15 protein-coding genes are annotated in these 18,657 nt (G+C 43.4%); all 15 read right to left on the bottom strand.

Translation table 11 applies throughout. The features are described 5' to 3' along the window. A partial coding sequence (locus ACQKCP_RS09105; protein WP_427612099.1) for an Ig-like domain-containing protein occupies positions 1-2,075 on the bottom strand: 2,075 nt, incomplete at its 3' end. A 93-nt stretch (positions 2,076-2,168) separates the two neighbouring features. Then, complete coding sequence (locus ACQKCP_RS09110; RefSeq protein ID WP_427612100.1) at positions 2,169-3,143, bottom strand: OmpA family protein; 975 nt, start codon at positions 3,141-3,143, stop codon at positions 2,169-2,171. Between the two features lie 539 nt (positions 3,144-3,682). Continuing rightward, positions 3,683-4,096, bottom strand: coding sequence for a PaaI family thioesterase (locus tag ACQKCP_RS09115; RefSeq protein WP_427612101.1), 414 nt, complete (start codon positions 4,094-4,096; stop codon positions 3,683-3,685). Between the two features lie 140 nt (positions 4,097-4,236). Continuing rightward, the gene (locus ACQKCP_RS09120) at positions 4,237-4,779 is read right to left on the bottom strand and encodes a DUF3124 domain-containing protein (RefSeq protein WP_427612102.1); all 543 of its coding nucleotides are present in this window, start codon (positions 4,777-4,779) and stop codon (positions 4,237-4,239) included. A 44-nt stretch (positions 4,780-4,823) separates the two neighbouring features. Further along, a complete protein-coding gene (locus ACQKCP_RS09125; RefSeq protein ID WP_057761091.1) occupies positions 4,824-5,525 on the bottom strand; it encodes a potassium channel family protein in 702 nt (233 codons plus the stop codon). Between the two features lie 67 nt (positions 5,526-5,592). Further along, on the bottom strand, positions 5,593-7,353 hold the full coding sequence (locus tag ACQKCP_RS09130; protein WP_101206340.1) for a TrkH family potassium uptake protein: 1,761 nt from the start codon (positions 7,351-7,353) through the stop codon (positions 5,593-5,595). Positions 7,354-7,574: 221 nt separating this feature from the next. Then, positions 7,575-8,516 carry a DMT family transporter gene (locus tag ACQKCP_RS09135; RefSeq protein WP_427612103.1) on the bottom strand — a complete coding sequence of 314 codons (942 nt, stop codon included), beginning with the start codon at positions 8,514-8,516 and terminating at the stop codon, positions 7,575-7,577. Between the two features lie 77 nt (positions 8,517-8,593). After that, positions 8,594-9,748: a flavin monoamine oxidase family protein gene (locus tag ACQKCP_RS09140; RefSeq protein WP_427612104.1), complete on the bottom strand. Its 1,155-nt coding sequence runs from the start codon at positions 9,746-9,748 to the stop codon at positions 8,594-8,596. Between the two features lie 131 nt (positions 9,749-9,879). Then, entirely contained in the window at positions 9,880-10,302 is a 423-nt protein-coding gene (locus tag ACQKCP_RS09145) for a tetratricopeptide repeat protein (RefSeq protein WP_427612105.1), read from the bottom strand. 432 nt (positions 10,303-10,734) lie between these two features. Beyond that, a complete protein-coding gene (locus ACQKCP_RS09150) occupies positions 10,735-11,223 on the bottom strand; it encodes a YgjP-like metallopeptidase domain-containing protein (protein ID WP_427612106.1) in 489 nt (162 codons plus the stop codon). A gap of 217 nt (positions 11,224-11,440) precedes the next feature. Next, on the bottom strand, positions 11,441-13,486 hold the full coding sequence (betT, locus tag ACQKCP_RS09155; RefSeq protein WP_427612107.1) for a choline BCCT transporter BetT: 2,046 nt from the start codon (positions 13,484-13,486) through the stop codon (positions 11,441-11,443). Between the two features lie 292 nt (positions 13,487-13,778). Then, positions 13,779-15,479, bottom strand: a complete 1,701-nt coding sequence (betA, locus tag ACQKCP_RS09160) for a choline dehydrogenase (protein WP_427612108.1) — start codon at positions 15,477-15,479, stop codon at positions 13,779-13,781. Between the two features lie 118 nt (positions 15,480-15,597). Next, positions 15,598-17,100, bottom strand: a complete 1,503-nt coding sequence (gene betB, locus ACQKCP_RS09165; RefSeq protein WP_427612109.1) for a betaine-aldehyde dehydrogenase — start codon at positions 17,098-17,100, stop codon at positions 15,598-15,600. Positions 17,101-17,249: 149 nt separating this feature from the next. After that, positions 17,250-17,819 (bottom strand): TetR/AcrR family transcriptional regulator, encoded by a 570-nt coding sequence (locus tag ACQKCP_RS09170; protein ID WP_227684820.1) that lies wholly within the window; start codon positions 17,817-17,819, stop codon positions 17,250-17,252. Position 17,820: 1 nt separating this feature from the next. Next, positions 17,821-18,165, bottom strand: a complete 345-nt coding sequence (locus ACQKCP_RS09175) for a DMT family transporter (RefSeq protein ID WP_201578701.1) — start codon at positions 18,163-18,165, stop codon at positions 17,821-17,823. Positions 18,166-18,657 lie beyond the last annotated feature (492 nt).

Consider the following 18,657-nt stretch of genomic DNA (forward strand, 5'->3'; position numbering starts at 1 on the left):
ACGTTGTCTTGAGAGATGGTGAACGCTAAAGTGTTGTCGGCTGCGCCTTCGGTGGCTTCAGGTGTGGTGGCGACAATGCTGACCACTGGCTTGTCACCATCGGTGATGCTGCCGTCAGTTGTATCACCATTGTCTTCATCCGAAATCGTACCAGTGGCACTATTGACAGGTCCGACAGTGGCGTTGGTTGGATTGCTGATATTAAGTGTAAGGTCTTCTGATTGCTCGTAAATAGCATCATCAGCCACGTTAATAGTGATGACTGGGGCTGCAGTACTACCTGCTGGTATCTTGACACTAACGCCATTGTCTAAGAAGTCTTGAATGTCAGTTTGGCTGCTCAAAGTTATTTCAGTACCATCTATATCAGTATAAACGATGCTGCTGATATCAGCGGCTTCTATTTTACTGTTACCTGCGTTCAAGGTGACTTCGACAGTGGTATCAAAGTCGCTTAGGTTATTTTGAGAGACGGTGAATTCCAAGGTGTCGTTATCAGTCTCGCCTTCAACAGCTTCCGGTTTCGTTGCTACAATACCGACCACAGGCTTATCACCACCCACTATCGGGTTATTAGGATCAACAGGCGTCGTGCCGTCAGTAGTACCATCATCATAAATGGTAGTATTCACATTATTTGTTGGACCGATGGTCGCTGTACCTGAGGTCACAGCACTTACAGTTACATCGAAGTCTTCAGGTCCTTCAAAAATACTATCATCAACAATTGGAACTGAGAAGTCTACTGAGGTCTGGCCAGCTGGAATAGTTACTGTCTTAGTCACTGGAGCAGTATAGTCTTCGCTACCTTCGGTGCTACCCCCACCAATAGTAACTGTAACTACAGTGTCTTCACTGCTTGGTTTACTAAGGTTGATCGTATATATCGCTTCATTCGGACTACCATTAATAGCAGTTTCGTTCAAACTTTCTGTGCCCGTAATACTTACTATCAACGGGTAGTCAACAGTGATGCTTGCTTCGTCTGATTGTTCACCATTTTTGTCAGAGACCACGTAGTTCACAGGAGTAGGATCATTTATGAAACCATTTTCTGGCGTAAACGTAACTTTACCAGTAGTAGCATCAACGCTCCACTCACCTTCGCCATCAATCACTAAGTTGGTGACTTCGTCGCCTGTGACAGGGTCAATCAGTTTGACGCTGGTTGGATCTAAATCATTTTCAGAGTCGCTGTCATTTGCTACAACGTCAATGGTAACGGGTTGACCTGTTTCACCTTGGGCAGTATCATCTTCAGCAACTGGAGGATTTTGTGGGTAGTCAACAGTGATGCTTGCTTCGTTTGATTTTTCACCGCTTTGGTCAGAAACTATGTAGTTCACAGGAGTAGGATCAGCAGTAAAACCTGTTTCTGGTGTGAAGGTTACTTCACCAGTAGTAGCATCAACGCTCCACTCACCTTCGCCATCAATCACCAAATTGGTAACTTCGTCGCCTGTGACAGGGTCGATCAGCTTGACAGTGGTTGGATCTAAATCATTTTCAGAATCGCTGTCATTTGCTACGACATCAATGGTAACGGATTGACCTGTTTCACCTTGGGCAGTATCATCTTCAGCAACTGGAGGATTGTCCTCAGCAGCGTTACTACTGCTGCTACCTGCGATTAAACCAACTAGCCCAAGACCAGCAGCTGCAGGTATCCACCAAGGTATAGCCGCTGCTATATATTCAGTTCCACCTAATGCCTGACCTTCGACATCTCCTGTCTCTAGCTGCGTGACATAATCGTAAGTCTCGCCAGTATCTGGAACATAGTAATAGTACTCACCATCTTCAGCGATGCCTAGCAATGCGCTGTCTGCTTCGTCGTAGAAGCCTTCTATAATAAGATCACTCTCTTTGCCATCTTCTTCGAACGAGATGTGTAAATCATTTTTTAGACGTTTGGTAATAATATGATTGGGTGCACGACCGATTGCCGCATCATGAAACTCATAATTCACTTTATCCATAGCTTTAATAATGGTAGGTTTACCATCTTTGGTCACCACTTGTACTTGAGCTACAGTTTGAGTCGCATCGTTAGTTTTAACAATAATAGTATTCATATGCTTCTTTACCTTCGATTTTTTAATTCAAATAATATAGATTGATATATATTCATATTAGGCAGGTTTGGTTGCCGCAGAGTAATACCATTATTAGTTACGTACGCGCTCTTCAACCACAGCCACAACGCGGCGATTAAGTTGACGACCGTCTACGGTATCATTGCTTGCTCGTGGTTGCGACTCTCCATAGCCAATAGCACTTATACGATCAGAAGCAATACCAAACTCAGTAATCAGTACTTCTTTCACTGCATTAACTCGGCGCTGCGATAAATCTTGGTTATAGTTATCTTTGCCTCGACTGTCGGTGTGTCCTTCAATGGTCACCACTGTATTTGGGTACTGTCGCATAAACTCTACTAATTCAGTGGCTTTTGAATAGTATTCTGGACGTACTACAGCTTTATCTGTTTCAAATAGTATCTCTAGATCAATTGTCATTTTTTCAGCAACAGGTGTACTTGAGGTTTCCGTAACGATAGGCAGGTTTACCACAGGTGCAACTACAGGTAGCGGACAGTTAGGAACAACACGACTAATTTGGTGAGACTGATAGCGTTTTTTTGAGAGTAGCTGTGATGCACTATTAGCAGTTATCTGCTCTAAGGCACTTTGACCTTTTTCATTCATGTTTACGTGAAAAAAGTAAGTTTGACCACCTACTAAAGTATAATCTTTTGTATTTGCCAATAAATTATTGTCTTTGAAACCTGTTGCATGAGTACTCAACTTATTTATACCGACGCATGACTCAACCGCAGTATAATTACCTTCATGCAGGCTAACTTGGAATCTATTATTTACTGAAATGTTGGCACTTGTTTGTTCAGAGTAACTATCATTTCCTCTAATAAAAACTAAACGTGTTTTATCCGATGCTACCTTATTACTTAGTATGCTATTGATATCGGTATCAACTTGATTGTTCCATGCCACTTTACTGACATGACGACTATCTCCATCATTATCAATACTACTATTGCCAGTCATAGCACAAGCCGTCATTCCAAACAAGAATATCGGTAAGGTAATAGTGCTAATAGTTTTTTTAAGTACACTTTCCATAGTTAATTCCTAACTCATAGTTATCTAAATCATGTGACAATATTCACGTAAACTTTATGTTACCTATTTTTACGTATTTATACTAGGGAGAACAAACCATGTAATCGACCGTTCATCATATTATTTGATGTACATAAGTCAATTATTTATAAGATTAGTATTTGATTTTTAAGCTGGAACCGTGATACATATAGAAGAGTCACATTATTTAAATAAACAATAGTTTCTTACACATCATTAGAAATTCCGAACTAGTAGTACTCAAAAATTACAAAAATACATTTTATCTTATTATTATTTTTAATAAGTCTTATAAATTTTACTACTAGCATAAAGTTAAATGATTGACCAAAGCAAACGGTAGGTATTGGGTAGACTCACGCCAGCTTTTATCAATCTGATTGATTAAACCATTCTAATTAGATGTTAATATTTCGACATGACATACTCAGCCATCAAGCTTTTAAGATATGACATGCGCTATTTTAACGATGCCAAATGCTCGTTACTTAAGAGATAAAACACTATGATAGGAGATTTTAAGTACGCTTAGGCGGCACCGAATACGTGCCAACTACGTGAGCCACAATGTCATCAGAGCCTTCTGAATAAAGAGAGACCTCGCCTACTATCAACGTGCGTCCTACCTTCATCAAAGTACATTCGGCAATAATACGAGCACTTGCTGATGGCTTACGCAAGAAGTTGATGGTCAAACTCGTCGTCACCGTTAACGGGACAATACCGATTCTTCCGAGTATCGCCACATAGATAGCGACATCAGCAACGGCCATCATGACCGGTCCCGAGACTGTGCCACCGGGACGCAGCTCGTTTATGCCAATCTCGTGCGATAAGGTCGCGCCATTTTCATTGACCGCCTCGACGACACATTTGGTTTGTGGAAATTCCAATGCCATAAAGGCGCTGATTTCTTCTTTGGTTGCAGACATCACTCTTCCTTGAATTGAACTGTCCATGTTGATTCGCTTAATACATTTATACGATCATCGCTAGTTAGCAAAGTAGAAACTACTTCCGCCTATGCTACTGCGTGCCTTTAACATTTTAAACCACGTATCGACTATATATATCAATGTATCACGGGTGTGCCTTCTGTACTAAAGGCAAATCCTTTATTGCTAAAATTACCAATCATAACGGCTTCGATAACTGGTTTAACCGTTTCATCTATGCCTTCGACTTCGATAATAAAGTTGGCACCTGAGCCACCTTTGTTCTCTTCCTTTTCGACGATATAATTGAGCGTGGCCATCGCTGGTAGCTCGATGGGTTTGTCTAGATATGACTTTACCAGTGCCCCATCCGTATCGTAATAATCAATTTTATTGATATACAGTGACTTTTTGAGCGTGGTGTTACGTACACTCAGCGTGGCTGATAGCAGCACTTTGCGAGCGTCTCTATCGGTATAGATATCGGAATAAATCGGCACATAAAAGGTTTGCTTGTAACCAAACTGACTGTGATCCACGTCTGAGGTAATCGCCAACTCTTTAATCGGGTCTTTTTGATGTTCGGACAGAAGAACGTTCGGGTCTTGCGCGGACTGATCACAACTTGACAGTAGTGCCATTATGGCAATCAGTAGGACAGATATACTTCGCTTATTCATAATCACTTCCCTATACCTCCTGGTATCACTGCGATGGCAAGCTGCTATTTTATTTTCACACCCACACTACGTAAGAACTGATTGATGTGTTTGTTGGCACCGTAAATCACTAGTACATCGCGCTCTTGCAATACTTGCTCAGGCGTCGCCAAACCTTGAATGCTAGGCTTGCTCTGCGTACGACCAAAACTGTCTTCATAATACTCATAGCGCAACGTACTAAGCAATCGGATATTGAACTTTTGCTCTAACTGTAAGTCGTCAACAGTCTTACCGATCAACACATTTGGAATCTTAATCTCTACCATGCTGAAGTTATCGCTTAATTCAAACGAATCAACAAAATAACGTAGTGACAGACGCTTGGCCCAACGATTGGCCGCCTCTTTTTCAGGGTGAATCAAATCATCTACGCCGATAGCTTGTAGGACTTTTTCGTGTAGTGGATTGATACTACGGCTAATTAAGCGCTTGGCTTTTAACGTCTTAAATAGCGCTGTTGCCATAACATTGGCACCTTGATCTTCACCAATCGCTACAATGACAATATCAGTATCAACGATTGGTAATCCGCTAACCGTATACTCATCCGTGGCATCCATACACAGCGTATGAGAGATCACTTCTTTATACGCTTCAACCCGTTGCATACTACTATCAATAGCAATCACTTCATGCCCTTGACTGGTCAATGCTGACCCCAATGACGCCCCAAAATTCCCTAGCCCTACGATGATGTACTTCATAACTTAAACAACCTTTTTTAATATTTTTTGCTATTTATTAAGAACGACACAGTCTGTTTACGACGGATTAATTAATCGTTATTTCTTCCGTAGGATAGCGATAATTGCGTTGACGCATATTTTTTAGCAGTGCAATAAAAATTGTCAGCATACTGACGCGGCCAACGAACATAATGACCGAAACTACTATTTTACTAAAATCTGATAAGTCTGCTGTCAGGTTTAAACTTAGCCCCACCGTGCTATAAGCTGAGAAGCATTCAAACACTACTTTAATCAAATCAAGCTCTGGCTGATCATAACTGATGAGCGTCACGCCCGTACCGATGACCAGTAGCGACAGCCACATAATAGAAAATGCGCGGCGAACTGAAATCTCCGCAATCTCTCGTTTAAATACCTCTATCTTAGTCTGACCACGAGCTAGGCTTAATGTATTCAATAGCGCAATCGCAAAGGTACTGGTCTTGATACCACCACCTGTCGAGTTGGGTGACGCCCCAATCCACATCAGAAATATCGTCAGCATCACCGTTGGAAACGTCAGCTCACCCATATCAATGACATTAAACCCTGCCGTACGCGGGGTAGCCGCCGTAAAAAAACCTGTTACGAGCTTGCCAAGAAAACTGGTATGGTCAGCGAGCACATTATTGTATTCAAATATCATCACCCCAATCAGACCGACCAACAGTAATGCGCCTGTGGTAATCAAAGTAATGCGGCTATTAATATTCAGTAACCAAGGCTGATAGATATAGCGTTGGTCATGACGATTTATCAGCCGCTGAGCACGATAACGTAAATACCTAAGCACGTTGACCACGATGGTAAAACCCATACCACCGAAGATAAATGTCATCGCCAGAATCAGCTGTAGCGAATAATTAAAACGTAGCGAATCATCGTACAAGCCAGCACTAAAGGTAGAAAACCCAGCATTACAAAAAGCAGAAATCGCATGAAAGACTGAAAAAAACAGCTGCTCAGACCAATCCATATTGGGTATGTCATAAATACTGATATAAATCAGCGCAGCCGCTACCGCCTCGACAGCAAACGTGACATATAAGATAGACTTGAGTGTCGACACCACATCACCCATACCGCGCATATAAGACATCTCGCTGATGCTTGCTTGCGTCTCATAGCTGACACCGCCCTTAAAGAAATAACTAAAATAGGTCACAAAGGTCAAAATACCCAAACCGCCAATTTGTATCAGCCCCATAATAATGACTTGGCCAAAAGTCGTAAAATAGGTGGCAGTATCCACTACGATAAGCCCTGTCACACAAACTGCACTGGTCGCGGTAAAAAGCGCATCAACAAAAGACAGCGGCTGCGTCGTCGCATTGGGCATCATCAATAGCAATGCACCAACCAGCACCACGACTAAAAAGCTTAGAATAAAAAACTGCGCAGGGTGTAGAAAGGTACGATTGAGATTGAAATTATGATCGGAGAGTTCGCGGACGAAGGTGACAAACACCGCTATCTTTATCGCGACAAAGCCATCAACGGCAGCAGATAGGCCCGAACGTACTAAGTCCGTAAAATGCGCGGTCAATAAAATGATAATGGCAATGCTAGTCAGCGCGTCAAAGACGGCGACTTTATTAAGCGTTAATGGCTTTTTGGTATAGATGTAACGACCAGCGGTCACCATAAAACTAAGGAAGATGATGACCAAATAGAAAATATGGAATACTTGTTGGAGCCACGTTGGTAGTGTAAAACCACTATCTAACAAGGCAATCGCCACCCCGATGACACTAATGAGAATCGTAAAATTGTTTAATAATCGATAACGCGTGGCTGCATTCATAGCCTGAGTCCATGACAACGATAACCACGATACTTATACTCCTTTTTTGTCATATCCACAAAAAGTGATTTAAGTTAATCGTAACCAATTATTGAGTCATAGCAGCTATTGATAAGCTAGATACTGATAACCAGGCTGATAATCTGAGCGAGATAAGAAATGCCCATTAGGAAGTAACGGTTTTAATAACTCTATATTTTAATGCTATCGCCTATACACATTTATGAGACTTCTTCTTTTACTTTTGATATTTTTACACCGCCCCACGTCACTAGCACCACGCCAATAGCAATCAAAGTAGCGCCTAAAAATAAACCTTCTGGTGGACTCTCCCCTTGCAAAAAAATAGCGAAGGGTACGCCGACAATAGCCCCTACCGCACCTAACAAACTCAATAACACAGGACCACCTGTCTTCTGCAATAGAAATAACAGTAAAAACTGTCCAGCGAATACGCATGCTTGTATAGCTATCATGCTTAGCGGCAACCAGGTCTCTAAAGGTACAGCAATAGAGAAATCTGACATCATACTAAATAACCCTAGCAGCAGCGCTGCCGCCATCAACATACCTGGAGCGAGTGCGCCAGAAGACGCATTATCAGGCCAGCGTAACGTCCGATATATATTGCCAATGGCGAGTAGCACTGGACCACAAAGCGCGATTAAAATCCAAAACACACTAGAATCTGGCGCAGAGAGTTTATGCACGGCTAATGCCCCTGCTCCAATGAGTGCTGCGATGACTCCAAGCGCACGGACAATATAAAATTGCTCCATGCGTAGTACCAGCGCGCCAAGATACGTTAGCAGTGGCGGCAATGAGAGAATTAAGGCAACGAAACCTGCGCCCACATGAGGAATGGCAGAAAATAATAATAAGTTGGCGGCCGCGACACTGACAAGCGCCGCGACGAAATAATACTCTAAGCTACGCGCATTAAGAGGAGGAAGCTCTTTTCTGATGAGCGCTATCATAAATAAAATAACAGCAGCGCCAATAATCGACCAAAACAAAAACCCTAATGGGGTCAGACCGACATCGATAGCGTACTTTGCCACATTGGTCGAGATACCAGTGAGTGCCCCACCTGCCAGCAGACAAATGAAGGGCACTAGCCAAGTAGTTTTGTGAATACTGGTTTGTTTGAGCGAGTCATTCATCGACTATCCTATTGGATGATGAATTTTTGAGTCATGTTGGATGGCCTTTATAATAACTTACAACAGCACCCTAATAGCTACTGGTGCAAAATGGTAGTAGGTAAGCTTTGTACAGCGACGGTTGCTGCATCAATTGCTCCAGCAACATAGCCAGGGAACTGCGCCGACCACTCACTACCACAACCTGTTAGACAGTCTTGCCACACGCCTGTTTTTGGCTTGGTCGGCGGTGCTACTGCATGCTGACCGTTACCGCTAGCATCAGCAGGCATCGCTGTTAATGGATCTTGTGCCCAGTCTTTGAGATATTCAACTTTTGGAGTACTTGCCTGTGTACCAAATAGTCGCACTAACTGCGCACGGCAATGTTCTTTTAGCACCGTATCAGAAACGCTCTGACGTACTTGAGCGGGAACACCAAAGAAACCAAATAATGCCCCATCTCCCTCTAGCGTAGAGGCATCATGTATCTCAGTAAGCGGCCCTATCGCACTGCGCGCGGCACCCGAGAGACCAGCACCTCGCCAAAACGATGACTCATAAACAGCGACGTATTTGGCATGGGGAGCCATCCAAGTAGCTGTCTCGCGCCACTGTCCACTTAAGTCTTGCGGTAGCGTTGGCTGAAATGCTATCCGCCCTTCTACCAATCGAGGCGGTAACGCAAGTAGCACATGCTGCGCGCGGAACGTCGTCACATGCCCGGTTACATGTCCAGAAGTATCTTCGCTCTGTACTTCAATATGTTGAGACGTCCTGTTTAATTGCCTTACGGTTTGACCGGTCATGATACAACTAGCATCTAGGCGAGCATATAGCGTCTCAATCAAAGTGGCCATACCACCGACTAGCCGCACAGAAGGTGGTGCGCTTTTGTAACCTTGCATACGCACGGGTGGCTGATTGGCAGCGCGCTCAACCATCATATCGCCTTCTTCGAACTGCGAAAAATGTGATAAATTTAACGATTCAATCAGACTACTTAACTGTGTCTGATAATCAGGCCAAAACCAAGATGGTCCTAAATCAAACGCCGCGCTTGATTCTGCTTGATCGATATCAGTACTGTTATTAGTAGCTTGCACATCTGAATATTTAGCAACTGCAATGCGACCACCCAAGGTATCACGCGCCTCTAGCAGTCTATACGCTATACCCTTTTGCTCTAATAAGAAGGCGGCATATAATCCACTTAGCCCACCACCAACGATTACCACAGGTATGTCTTGCATATCGGATTACCCTATTTATAGTCGGTTCAATATAACTGGGATACAAGGAGGCCGAGCGAAAGTACTACAAGCAGCAGGCTGAGCCAGACTGACGCCGTCCCCAATTTATAGAGGATTGACTATAAACCAAACTACTCTGCCAATAGCTTCGTAAGCATCTCATCAATCTCAACCTTGAACTCTTTGTCTTCGATCTTATTGGCTGTGATTTTGGCATTTTGCAGACTTTGGATAGCAGCTTCTTTTTCACCTGTCTCAAGCTGTAGTACTGCCATAGAAAAAGCAATCGATGACATATGATCTTTTGAGTTAATGGCAGTAGCTTTGGCCAGTGCTTTGTCATAAATCACCAGTGCTGCGTCCAAATCTTCTGTGAAATCAGCGAGCGTTTCCCATTGTTCTGGATGGTCTTTGTCTGTGCCTTCATTATCGGTACAAACGGCATTTAATTCAGCATACAGCGAATCAAATTTTTCTTGATTGCCTCTGCGATCCGCTTCTAACAACTCTTCAGCTAAGGTGTAAATGGCTTTATATATTTTGGTATTAATCATTGTTTACAACCTTTTATGGACTATGTCGTGTGTGGTTAGGATTATAACGTAATTCTAGGGCGTGTCCTCATTTTAAAAATGGTGATAAAAATGAGATAAATTGCAGTCAAACAGGGAAAATAGCGCAGATAATATCGGGATATTAACCAGCTATTTAACGATGTTTGGCAAAATTTAGCCATTTTTAGCCCGTTTAGATATGATCAATTGAATTGAGGACACGCCCTAGCGGCTCAGATGATTAATACAGAGAAGAACACGATATTTATGTGGCTGTTATTAAGATTACTATGAACCTTGTTAAGGTTGTTATTCATACTATAGTTGATTCAATTTAAAAATAGTACAAGGCAACCGAGTGCAAGTTATACATTAGTATGCTTAGTAAGGATTACGATGTAGCGGATTTACATAGACTTGACTATATTAGGGTTACAACTCTCGCCAGTGTAACCAAAGCCGCGTATCTAGCTCAAACTGATGATATTCAGGCTCCATATGGCAGCATAATTGATAAAACGCTTTGTTATGCTCATGCTCTTTGAAATGGGCAAGCTCGTGCACCACTATCATGCGCAAAAACTCTGGCGGCGCATCCTTAAATAGACTGGCTACCGTGATGCTATTGTGCGATTTGAGCTTACTGCCCTGTACGCGCGATTGCGTCGTATGGATACCTAGGGCATGTTTTAAAACCTTGAGCTTACTGCTATAGCTGACATTTGATAGCTGACCAATCTTACGCATGTATCGGTTTTTTATCTCATTTATATACTGATAGAGCGCTTTGTCGCTTTGGATTTGATGCTGAGTTGGGTACTTTTTTTCCAGATACTCGCCTAACCTATCCTCAGTTATAAGCTGAGCAGCTTGAGTTTGAATCTGTTCTGAATAATGCGCTATATACTTTAATTTGCTCACAAGTGTATCCTTTGCTAATACGTTGCAGCGTATCAGTCGATCAATTTAATCTTAGGGAATTTTACCTTATATTTTCGATGCTTGTTTGCCACTTATTTTTTTGGGGGGGGGTAATCTCAATTCAAACGATAGTTATTTATAAATAGTTATCCATAAAAGAAACCCCATAAGCTGCGTGCAACTTATGGGGATAGTTTTACTTAAAAAGTGTGCCTGATTAACGCTCTAAATGCAGATACTGCAAGTGACGCTCATACTGATTTAAGATATCAACCAATACTTGCTCTTTTGAGTAGCCAACCAAGTCATATTCTTGCGAGCCTTCGCTTAAGAACACTTCCGCACGGTAGTAATACTCTGCGTGCTTGGTAGATGTGCTCAATGTAAAGTTAGGACGATGAGCTTTAATCAGATTGACTTCATAAATAAAGTCATCTTCATCGCCATGACCGACACGCAGTTTTAGACCATCTACCTGACCACTGTCTTGGTCCATGCCTGCATCGATACCTTCACCGATACTGGCAAGGTTTTTGGTATCTAACGAGGTTTTAAGACCACCTGCTTTAAACTCTTTTTCGACCTCAGACATCGCTGGCATCACGACATTATGCAAGAATTTTTCAACCTGTGCATGGCCTGGGAAGCTCACAATACGTTGCAAGCGCGCTTTCCAGCTCTTCCCGCTGTCCAACACATTTGCCGTGCCGATTGTACTGGCTTTACGCTTATTGCCTTCTTCTTTTAGCGACTTCCACATAGACATCATGTAGAGCACAAGAATAATAGAGAATGGTAAACCTGCAATGACAGAGACAGACTGTAGTGAAGAAAAACCACCTGCAAACAATAACCCTAAGGTAATAAGACCAGTCGCTGCTGCCCAAAACAGACGTAACCAAACAGGAGCATCGGTATCATTGGTCATACCTCTTGAGCTCAAGTTCGCTAATACTAATGCGCCTGAGTCAGCAGAAGTCACAAAGAAAATAAGACCAATAACCACACCAGCAAATGACAATACTTCACTGTAAGGGAAATACTCAAACAGCGCAAACATGCCCATTGCCGCATCATTGACCGCGATTTCGCCAAGCTCTGTTGCGCCATTGGCAACCAAATCTATCGCTGAATTACCAAAGATAGAGAACCATGCAAAGATAAAACCAAGCGGAATGAACATCACGCCAAATACAAACTCGCGCAACGTACGGCCACGGCTAATACGTGCGATAAATAGACCGACAAATGGTGCCCAAGCAACCCACCATGCCCAGAAAAATATCGTCCACCAAGATTTCCACTCGGCACCAGCAGCACCGTCATAAGCATAAACGTCAAAGGTTTTATAAATGATGGTTTGGAAATATTGACCGATATTTTGAGTAAAGGTATTTAATAGATACACCGTATTGCCCATTACCAATATGGCAAGCAACAACAGTATTGACGACAGCATGTTGAATTCAGATAGACGACGAACGCCTTTTTCGACACCTGTCATTGCAGAAATAGCGGCTGCAGCGACAACGCCTACGATGATGAGCGCCTGAACTGTTTTGCTAGATTCAATACCGAACACATGGGTCAAGCCAGCATTGGCCTGTAATACCCCAATACCCAAACTGGTCGCAATACCCATCAACGTACAGACGACGCCAAAGGTATCAATACCATCGCCTAGCCAGCCTTTGATTAAGCGTTCACCAAATATCGGAGTCAACGGCGAGCGTAGCGCGAGTGGCATATTTTTGCGATAAGCAAAATAAGCCAGCGCCATACCGATCAGCGCATAAATACCCCAACCGTGTAGACCCCAGTGCAAGAAAGTCTGAGCAAGTGCTTCACGCATGGCCTCAGCACTAGCAGGCTCTAGGCCTGTATGCGGGGTCAAATAATGCATCAAAGGCTCAGAGGCACCAAAGAACAACAGGTCAATACCAATACCCGCTGAGAACAGCATGGCCGCCCACGCTAAAAACGGAAATTGTGCTTTTTCGTGGTCTTGACCAAGCTTTATATCGCCGTACTTAGAAAAACCAACAAACAACGCGAAGATACTATAAGCGGCAACCACCAACATATAATACCAGCCAAACTTGTCTGATACCCAAGTCATGCTCGCGCTCAACAAGGCCTCACTATAATCTGGAAAAGCGATGGTCCAGATTATCAATAAAATAGAAATAATAGCTGAGCCCATAAACACCGTTTTGTTTAGGGTCAGAGGTTTCGTCACATCTTGTGATGGCGAACTGTACATAAAAGACCTCAATAGGTAAATTAAACAGGGTCCGATATTGCTTTGTCCGGCATCGTCTAATAGTAGACTGATGATCTATAACCGTATAACGTGGAACCAACCGCATGACGGACAAAGCAGTACCAATAAATAAAAAGCTAATAAAATTATAAACAAATTCAACCTGAACGGTATTCATTATTCTAATACGTTAGCGCTGATAGAAAAGGCCTCTACTTGGAAAGGCCTTTTGGTTAAAATTTTCTCATATCGTTATTTAGTCAGTATCCTGTATGCAGGCTTATATCGCAGCCTACACCGTCAAGAGATAATCACGCATTGGCTCTGAGCGCAGCGGTGCACCATTGGCTACATAATAATCTGCCGTTGAACGTGGCAGCTGTACGCCTCTCATCTTGTCGACGATTTTTTCGGCCAACATGATAGTTGTAGCATTGAGATTACCACTAATAATGTTTGGCATGATAGACGCATCGACGACTCGCAAGCCATCAATACCATGTACCAGACCTTCGCCGTTTACTACCGAATCGTTATCTTCACCCATCGCACAAGTACAAGATGGATGATAAGCCGTCTCACTATGATTGCGTACGTATTCATCTAATTGAGCATCGGTAACCAAATCATCGGTCGGTGCAATCGCGCGACCACGATAAGGATCCAGCGCTGGCTGATGCATGATCTCACGCGTGATACGCATTGCAGCACGGAACTCTTGCCAGTCTTGATCATGCGACATGTAGTTAAACAAGATACTTGGATGTGCTTTTGGATCACGTGATTTTAGTTTGACGCGGCCACGGCTTGGTGAGCGTAATGAACCGACGTGTGCTTGGAAGCTGTGTGATTTCACAGCACTGCGGCCATCGTAGCGTACAGCTAGTGGCAAGAAATGATATTGAATATTTGGGTGGGTAAACTTCTCATCCGTACGGATGAAGCCGCCACCTTCAAATTGGTTAGACGCACCAAGACCTGTGCCATTGAATAACCATTCTGCACCAATCGCAGGCTTATTCCACCATTTATTGGCAGGCGCGATTGACACTGGCAGTTTGCATTCATACTGCATATATAGCTCTAAATGGTCCTGTAAGTTATTACCGACACCTGGCAGATCCAATATTTCAGTCACGCCAGCGTCTTTTAACCACTGACCAGGGCCGATACCTGAACGCTGTAGCAGTTGCGGTGAGGCAATCGCACCAGATGAGACAATCACTTCGCGAGCGGCATGAAAGTTTTTGGTCTGGCCTTCGTGTTCGACTTTGACACCGACAGCGCGCTTGCCGTCGAATAAAATCACGTCAGTCAATGCACCTGTCAAAATCGTAATGTTGCTACGTGGTTTGGCACGGTCAAGATAGCCACGAGCCGTTGACGCACGGCGACCATTAGGTGTCACAAATCGATCCATCGGACCAAAACCTTCTTGCTGATAGCCGTTTAGATCTTCGGTACGTGGATAGCCCGCTTGTACGCCCGCTTCAATCATAGCTTGGAACAGTGGATTGACTCCTGGCTTTGAGGTAGTCATTTCAACAGGTCCGCCCACGCCATGATAGTCATTCTCGCCAGCGTCACAGTTTTCTAGCTTTTTAAAATAAGGCAGGCAATCAGAATACGTCCAGTCTGATAGGCCTTTTATTTTAGACCAATCATCAAAATCTAGCGCATTACCACGGATATAGCACATACCGTTAATCAGTGATGAGCCACCTAGCCCTTTGCCGCGGCCACAGTCCATGACACGGTTATTCATATATGGCTCAGGATCTGTCTTATAACCCCAGTTATAAGTCGTCCCTTGTAGCGGCATAGCAAGTGCAGCTGGCATTTGGGTACGGAAGTCAAAACGATAGTCTGGACGTCCTGCTTCTAACAGCAGTACCTTAATATTGGCATCTTCGGTCAGACGTGTGGCCAGCACATTTCCTGCTGAGCCTGCACCGACGATAATATAGTCATACTCAGGTGTGGTTGATGTCATAACATACTCCATAATATTGAAAAAACATAAATCGTTTAGGGTCAGTAAGGTGTCCTAAAAAGGCTAAATAAAAGCTGATAAGCAACCTTACTGGCTTCGTTTTTCTCAATAAGATTGATTAAAAGACAGATTCAAACGCACCCAACTCTACTTGGATAGATTTGGTCTGAGTATAGTGTTCGAGCGCTTCGATACCGTTTTCACGGCCGATACCAGAATGCTTGTAACCACCTACTGGCATTTGTGCTGCCGACTCGCCCCATGTATTCAACCAGCAGATACCAGCTTCGATCTGAGCGATAACTCGATGTGCGCGTTTTAGGTCTGCAGTCACAACCCCAGCTGCCAAGCCATAATCGGTATCATTAGCGCGGCGAATAACTTCTTCTTCGGTCTCGTAAGTCAATATCGACATCACTGGGCCAAAGATTTCTTCGCGTACGATAGTCATATCATCCGTGCAACCAGTGAATACTGTCGGTGCGACAAATGCACCGTTTGCAAGCTCGTTCGTTGTAACGCGCTCGCCACCTGTTAGCAGACGTGCACCGCCTTTTTTACCTTGCTCGATATAGCCAAGCACACGCTCCATATGCGGGAAGCTAACCAGTGGACCCATATTAATGTTCTCATCCATAGGGTCGCCCAGTCTAATACGCTCAACACGGGTTAAGATGGCTTGCTCAAACTTAGCTTGTAGCGCTTTCGGGACAAATACGCGCGTACCGTTGGTACATACCTGACCAGTACTGTAGAAGTTGGCCATCATAGCGATGTCAGCAGCGGTATCGATATCTGCATCATCAAATATGATCAATGGCGACTTACCACCAAGCTCTAAAGTTACGTCTTTTAGAGATGAGCTTGCCGCGCTCGACATGACTTTTTTACCAGTTGGTACGCCACCCGTGAACGATACTTTTGCGATATCTGGGTGTTCAGTTAGCGCCTGACCCACTTCATAGTTACCTTGTACGACGTTAAACACACCATCTGGCAATCCAGCTTCTGTCAATATTTCTGCCAGTTTTAGTGCTGTCAATGGTGTCACTTCTGATGGCTTAAAAATCATCGCATTACCAGCAGCCAGTGCAGGTGCCGCTTTCCACATCGCGATTTGAATCGGATAGTTCCATGCGCCAATACCTGCGACCACGCCTAACGGCTCTCTTCTAGTGTAGACAAAGCTAGTATCACGCAATGGAATCTGACGACCCTCAATCATAGGCGCAAGCCCTGCATAGTATTCAACGACGTCAGCACCCGTAACGATATCGACATACTTCGTCTCAGAGTAGGCTTTACCTGTGTCTTTGGTCTCAAGTAGTGCCAACACATCATTGCGATCGCGCAATATCTCAACAGCCTTCGATAAAATGCGACCACGCTCGACCGCTGTCATCGCCGCCCAAACTTTTTGACCTTTATGTGCGGCTTTTACGGCTTCATCAATCTGATCATTGCTGGTTTGCTGAATCGTTGCCAATACTTCACCAGTGGCTGGATTGATATCTTCAAAAGTCGTCAGCGATTCATCAACCGCTAGATAGCGACCGTTGATATAGGCTGTTTGTACTTGGTCTAAATCGATAATATCTGTCAAATTATTAATATCAGTCATAAATTCTCCTTAGGACGATTGGCAAAAGTAGCTATATAAAGGTACTCATACCGAATAGTGTCGTCGTTAGTTAAGTTTCGAAATTTAGTCTTTAAGAAATTTAGTCTTCAAATAGTGAAATAAAAATTATTTTATAAATCAGCATCGTTTTATAAATCAAAATCTCGTTGCGTCATTTTTATCAAGCGATCACGTAATGATTGTTTGTCTGCGATATCTATGCCTGAAAAGTCTGAGAGCCAAATGCCGTCAGCGACAAGGCGAACCATACATAATGTCTCGGTATTATCCGTTGCTGCATGTTTTTTGAGTTGCTCATTCGCCCACTTAGCCCACAACTCACGCAGCTCACTATCACCTAGCATCAGTACATATAGGGTCGCTTGATTATCGTACTCTTCCTGACCTTGCTCGCCAAGGCTGATAGTGGCATCTATATAAGCGCGGGTAAATGAACCGTACTTAACAGGGTCATCAGCCATTGCTGCGTTTACTTCTGCCTCAAACTTAGCCATTGCATCATTGAAGACTTCTAATACAAGTGCGTTTTTGGTAGAAAAATGATGCATCACGCCACCTTTCGTCACCCCAACCGCATCAGCGACTGCCTGAAACGTCACTTTAGATAAGCCTTGCTCCAATGTGATACGTGCTGCCTGATCTAACAACGCACGACGAATGACTTCTGGCTGTTTTTTACGCTTATAAGCATTTTCCATATCAATGCACCACAGAATTAGACAATAAGTTCATCACAACAACACCGCCGACGATCATCGCGATACCGACCACTGCTGCTGTATCAAGATTTTGCTTGAATAGCACCACACCAGCGAGTGAGGTAAGTACAATCCCAAGCCCGCCCCACAGCGCGTACGCAATGCCTAGCGGTATGGTCTTGAGCGTCTGAGCCAATAGATAAAATGAAACCGCATAGAGCGCGCCCATCATCAATGTTGGCAACAAACGGGTGAACTGTTCTGACTTTACCAAAAAAGTCGTCCCCACCACTTCGCATATAATGGCAATAGTCAGATAACCGTAAGCAATCGTAGTAGGACTCATCTTTAGAACACCCGCTTTTGTTCAACGCATGCTATGAAAAACATAGCAAAGAAACCACATGGTCGGTATTTTATAGAATACTACTGCCAATGTGAAGGGCTGTCTTGCAACTTTATTGTGTCAAACGGTATCGCACCACCTTTATATTCAAAAATACAAAGTATTAAATCCAGTTTTACTTTGCCGAATTGACGTCCAGTTCTATATTCTCATCGTTCATCCTATGTGCCCTATAAAATTTTCTGAAAATATTCTTTATTTCTAAAGCACATTTTATTTTTAAAACACATTTGTCGTCATTTCCTACTAAGTGCTGCCTTGAAATAGCCTATCTGATAAGGGATTGGCGTTAATTTTCAATAATTGCGATAATATTTATAATTAAACGCATAATAAGGTTGACAGCCTGTAGTGACTTGGCTAAAATGTGCCCCACATAACGCAAACAAGCTAATTAACTGCTTTAATATAAAGCGTCAATAACTTGCTGTT

The sequence above is a fragment of the Psychrobacter sp. NPDC078631 genome, from assembly GCF_050268165.1.
GTDB lineage: Bacteria > Pseudomonadota > Gammaproteobacteria > Pseudomonadales > Moraxellaceae > Psychrobacter.

Coding starts and splice junctions, on each gene's coding strand:
- ACQKCP_RS09135 (WP_427612103.1), bottom strand. CDS start 8,516: ATGAATGACTCGCTCAAACAAACCAGTATTCACAAAACTACTTGGCTA.
- ACQKCP_RS09175 (WP_201578701.1), bottom strand. CDS start 18,165: ATGAGTCCTACTACGATTGCTTACGGTTATCTGACTATTGCCATTATA.
- betA (WP_427612108.1), bottom strand. CDS start 15,479: ATGACATCAACCACACCTGAGTATGACTATATTATCGTCGGTGCAGGC.
- ACQKCP_RS09110 (WP_427612100.1), bottom strand. CDS start 3,143: ATGGAAAGTGTACTTAAAAAAACTATTAGCACTATTACCTTACCGATA.
- ACQKCP_RS09170 (WP_227684820.1), bottom strand. CDS start 17,819: ATGGAAAATGCTTATAAGCGTAAAAAACAGCCAGAAGTCATTCGTCGT.
- ACQKCP_RS09145 (WP_427612105.1), bottom strand. CDS start 10,302: ATGATTAATACCAAAATATATAAAGCCATTTACACCTTAGCTGAAGAG.
- ACQKCP_RS09125 (WP_057761091.1), bottom strand. CDS start 5,525: ATGAAGTACATCATCGTAGGGCTAGGGAATTTTGGGGCGTCATTGGGG.
- betT (WP_427612107.1), bottom strand. CDS start 13,486: ATGTACAGTTCGCCATCACAAGATGTGACGAAACCTCTGACCCTAAAC.
- betB (WP_427612109.1), bottom strand. CDS start 17,100: ATGACTGATATTAATAATTTGACAGATATTATCGATTTAGACCAAGTA.
- ACQKCP_RS09140 (WP_427612104.1), bottom strand. CDS start 9,748: ATGCAAGACATACCTGTGGTAATCGTTGGTGGTGGGCTAAGTGGATTA.
- ACQKCP_RS09130 (WP_101206340.1), bottom strand. CDS start 7,353: ATGAATGCAGCCACGCGTTATCGATTATTAAACAATTTTACGATTCTC.
- ACQKCP_RS09120 (WP_427612102.1), bottom strand. CDS start 4,779: ATGAATAAGCGAAGTATATCTGTCCTACTGATTGCCATAATGGCACTA.
- ACQKCP_RS09115 (WP_427612101.1), bottom strand. CDS start 4,096: ATGTCTGCAACCAAAGAAGAAATCAGCGCCTTTATGGCATTGGAATTT.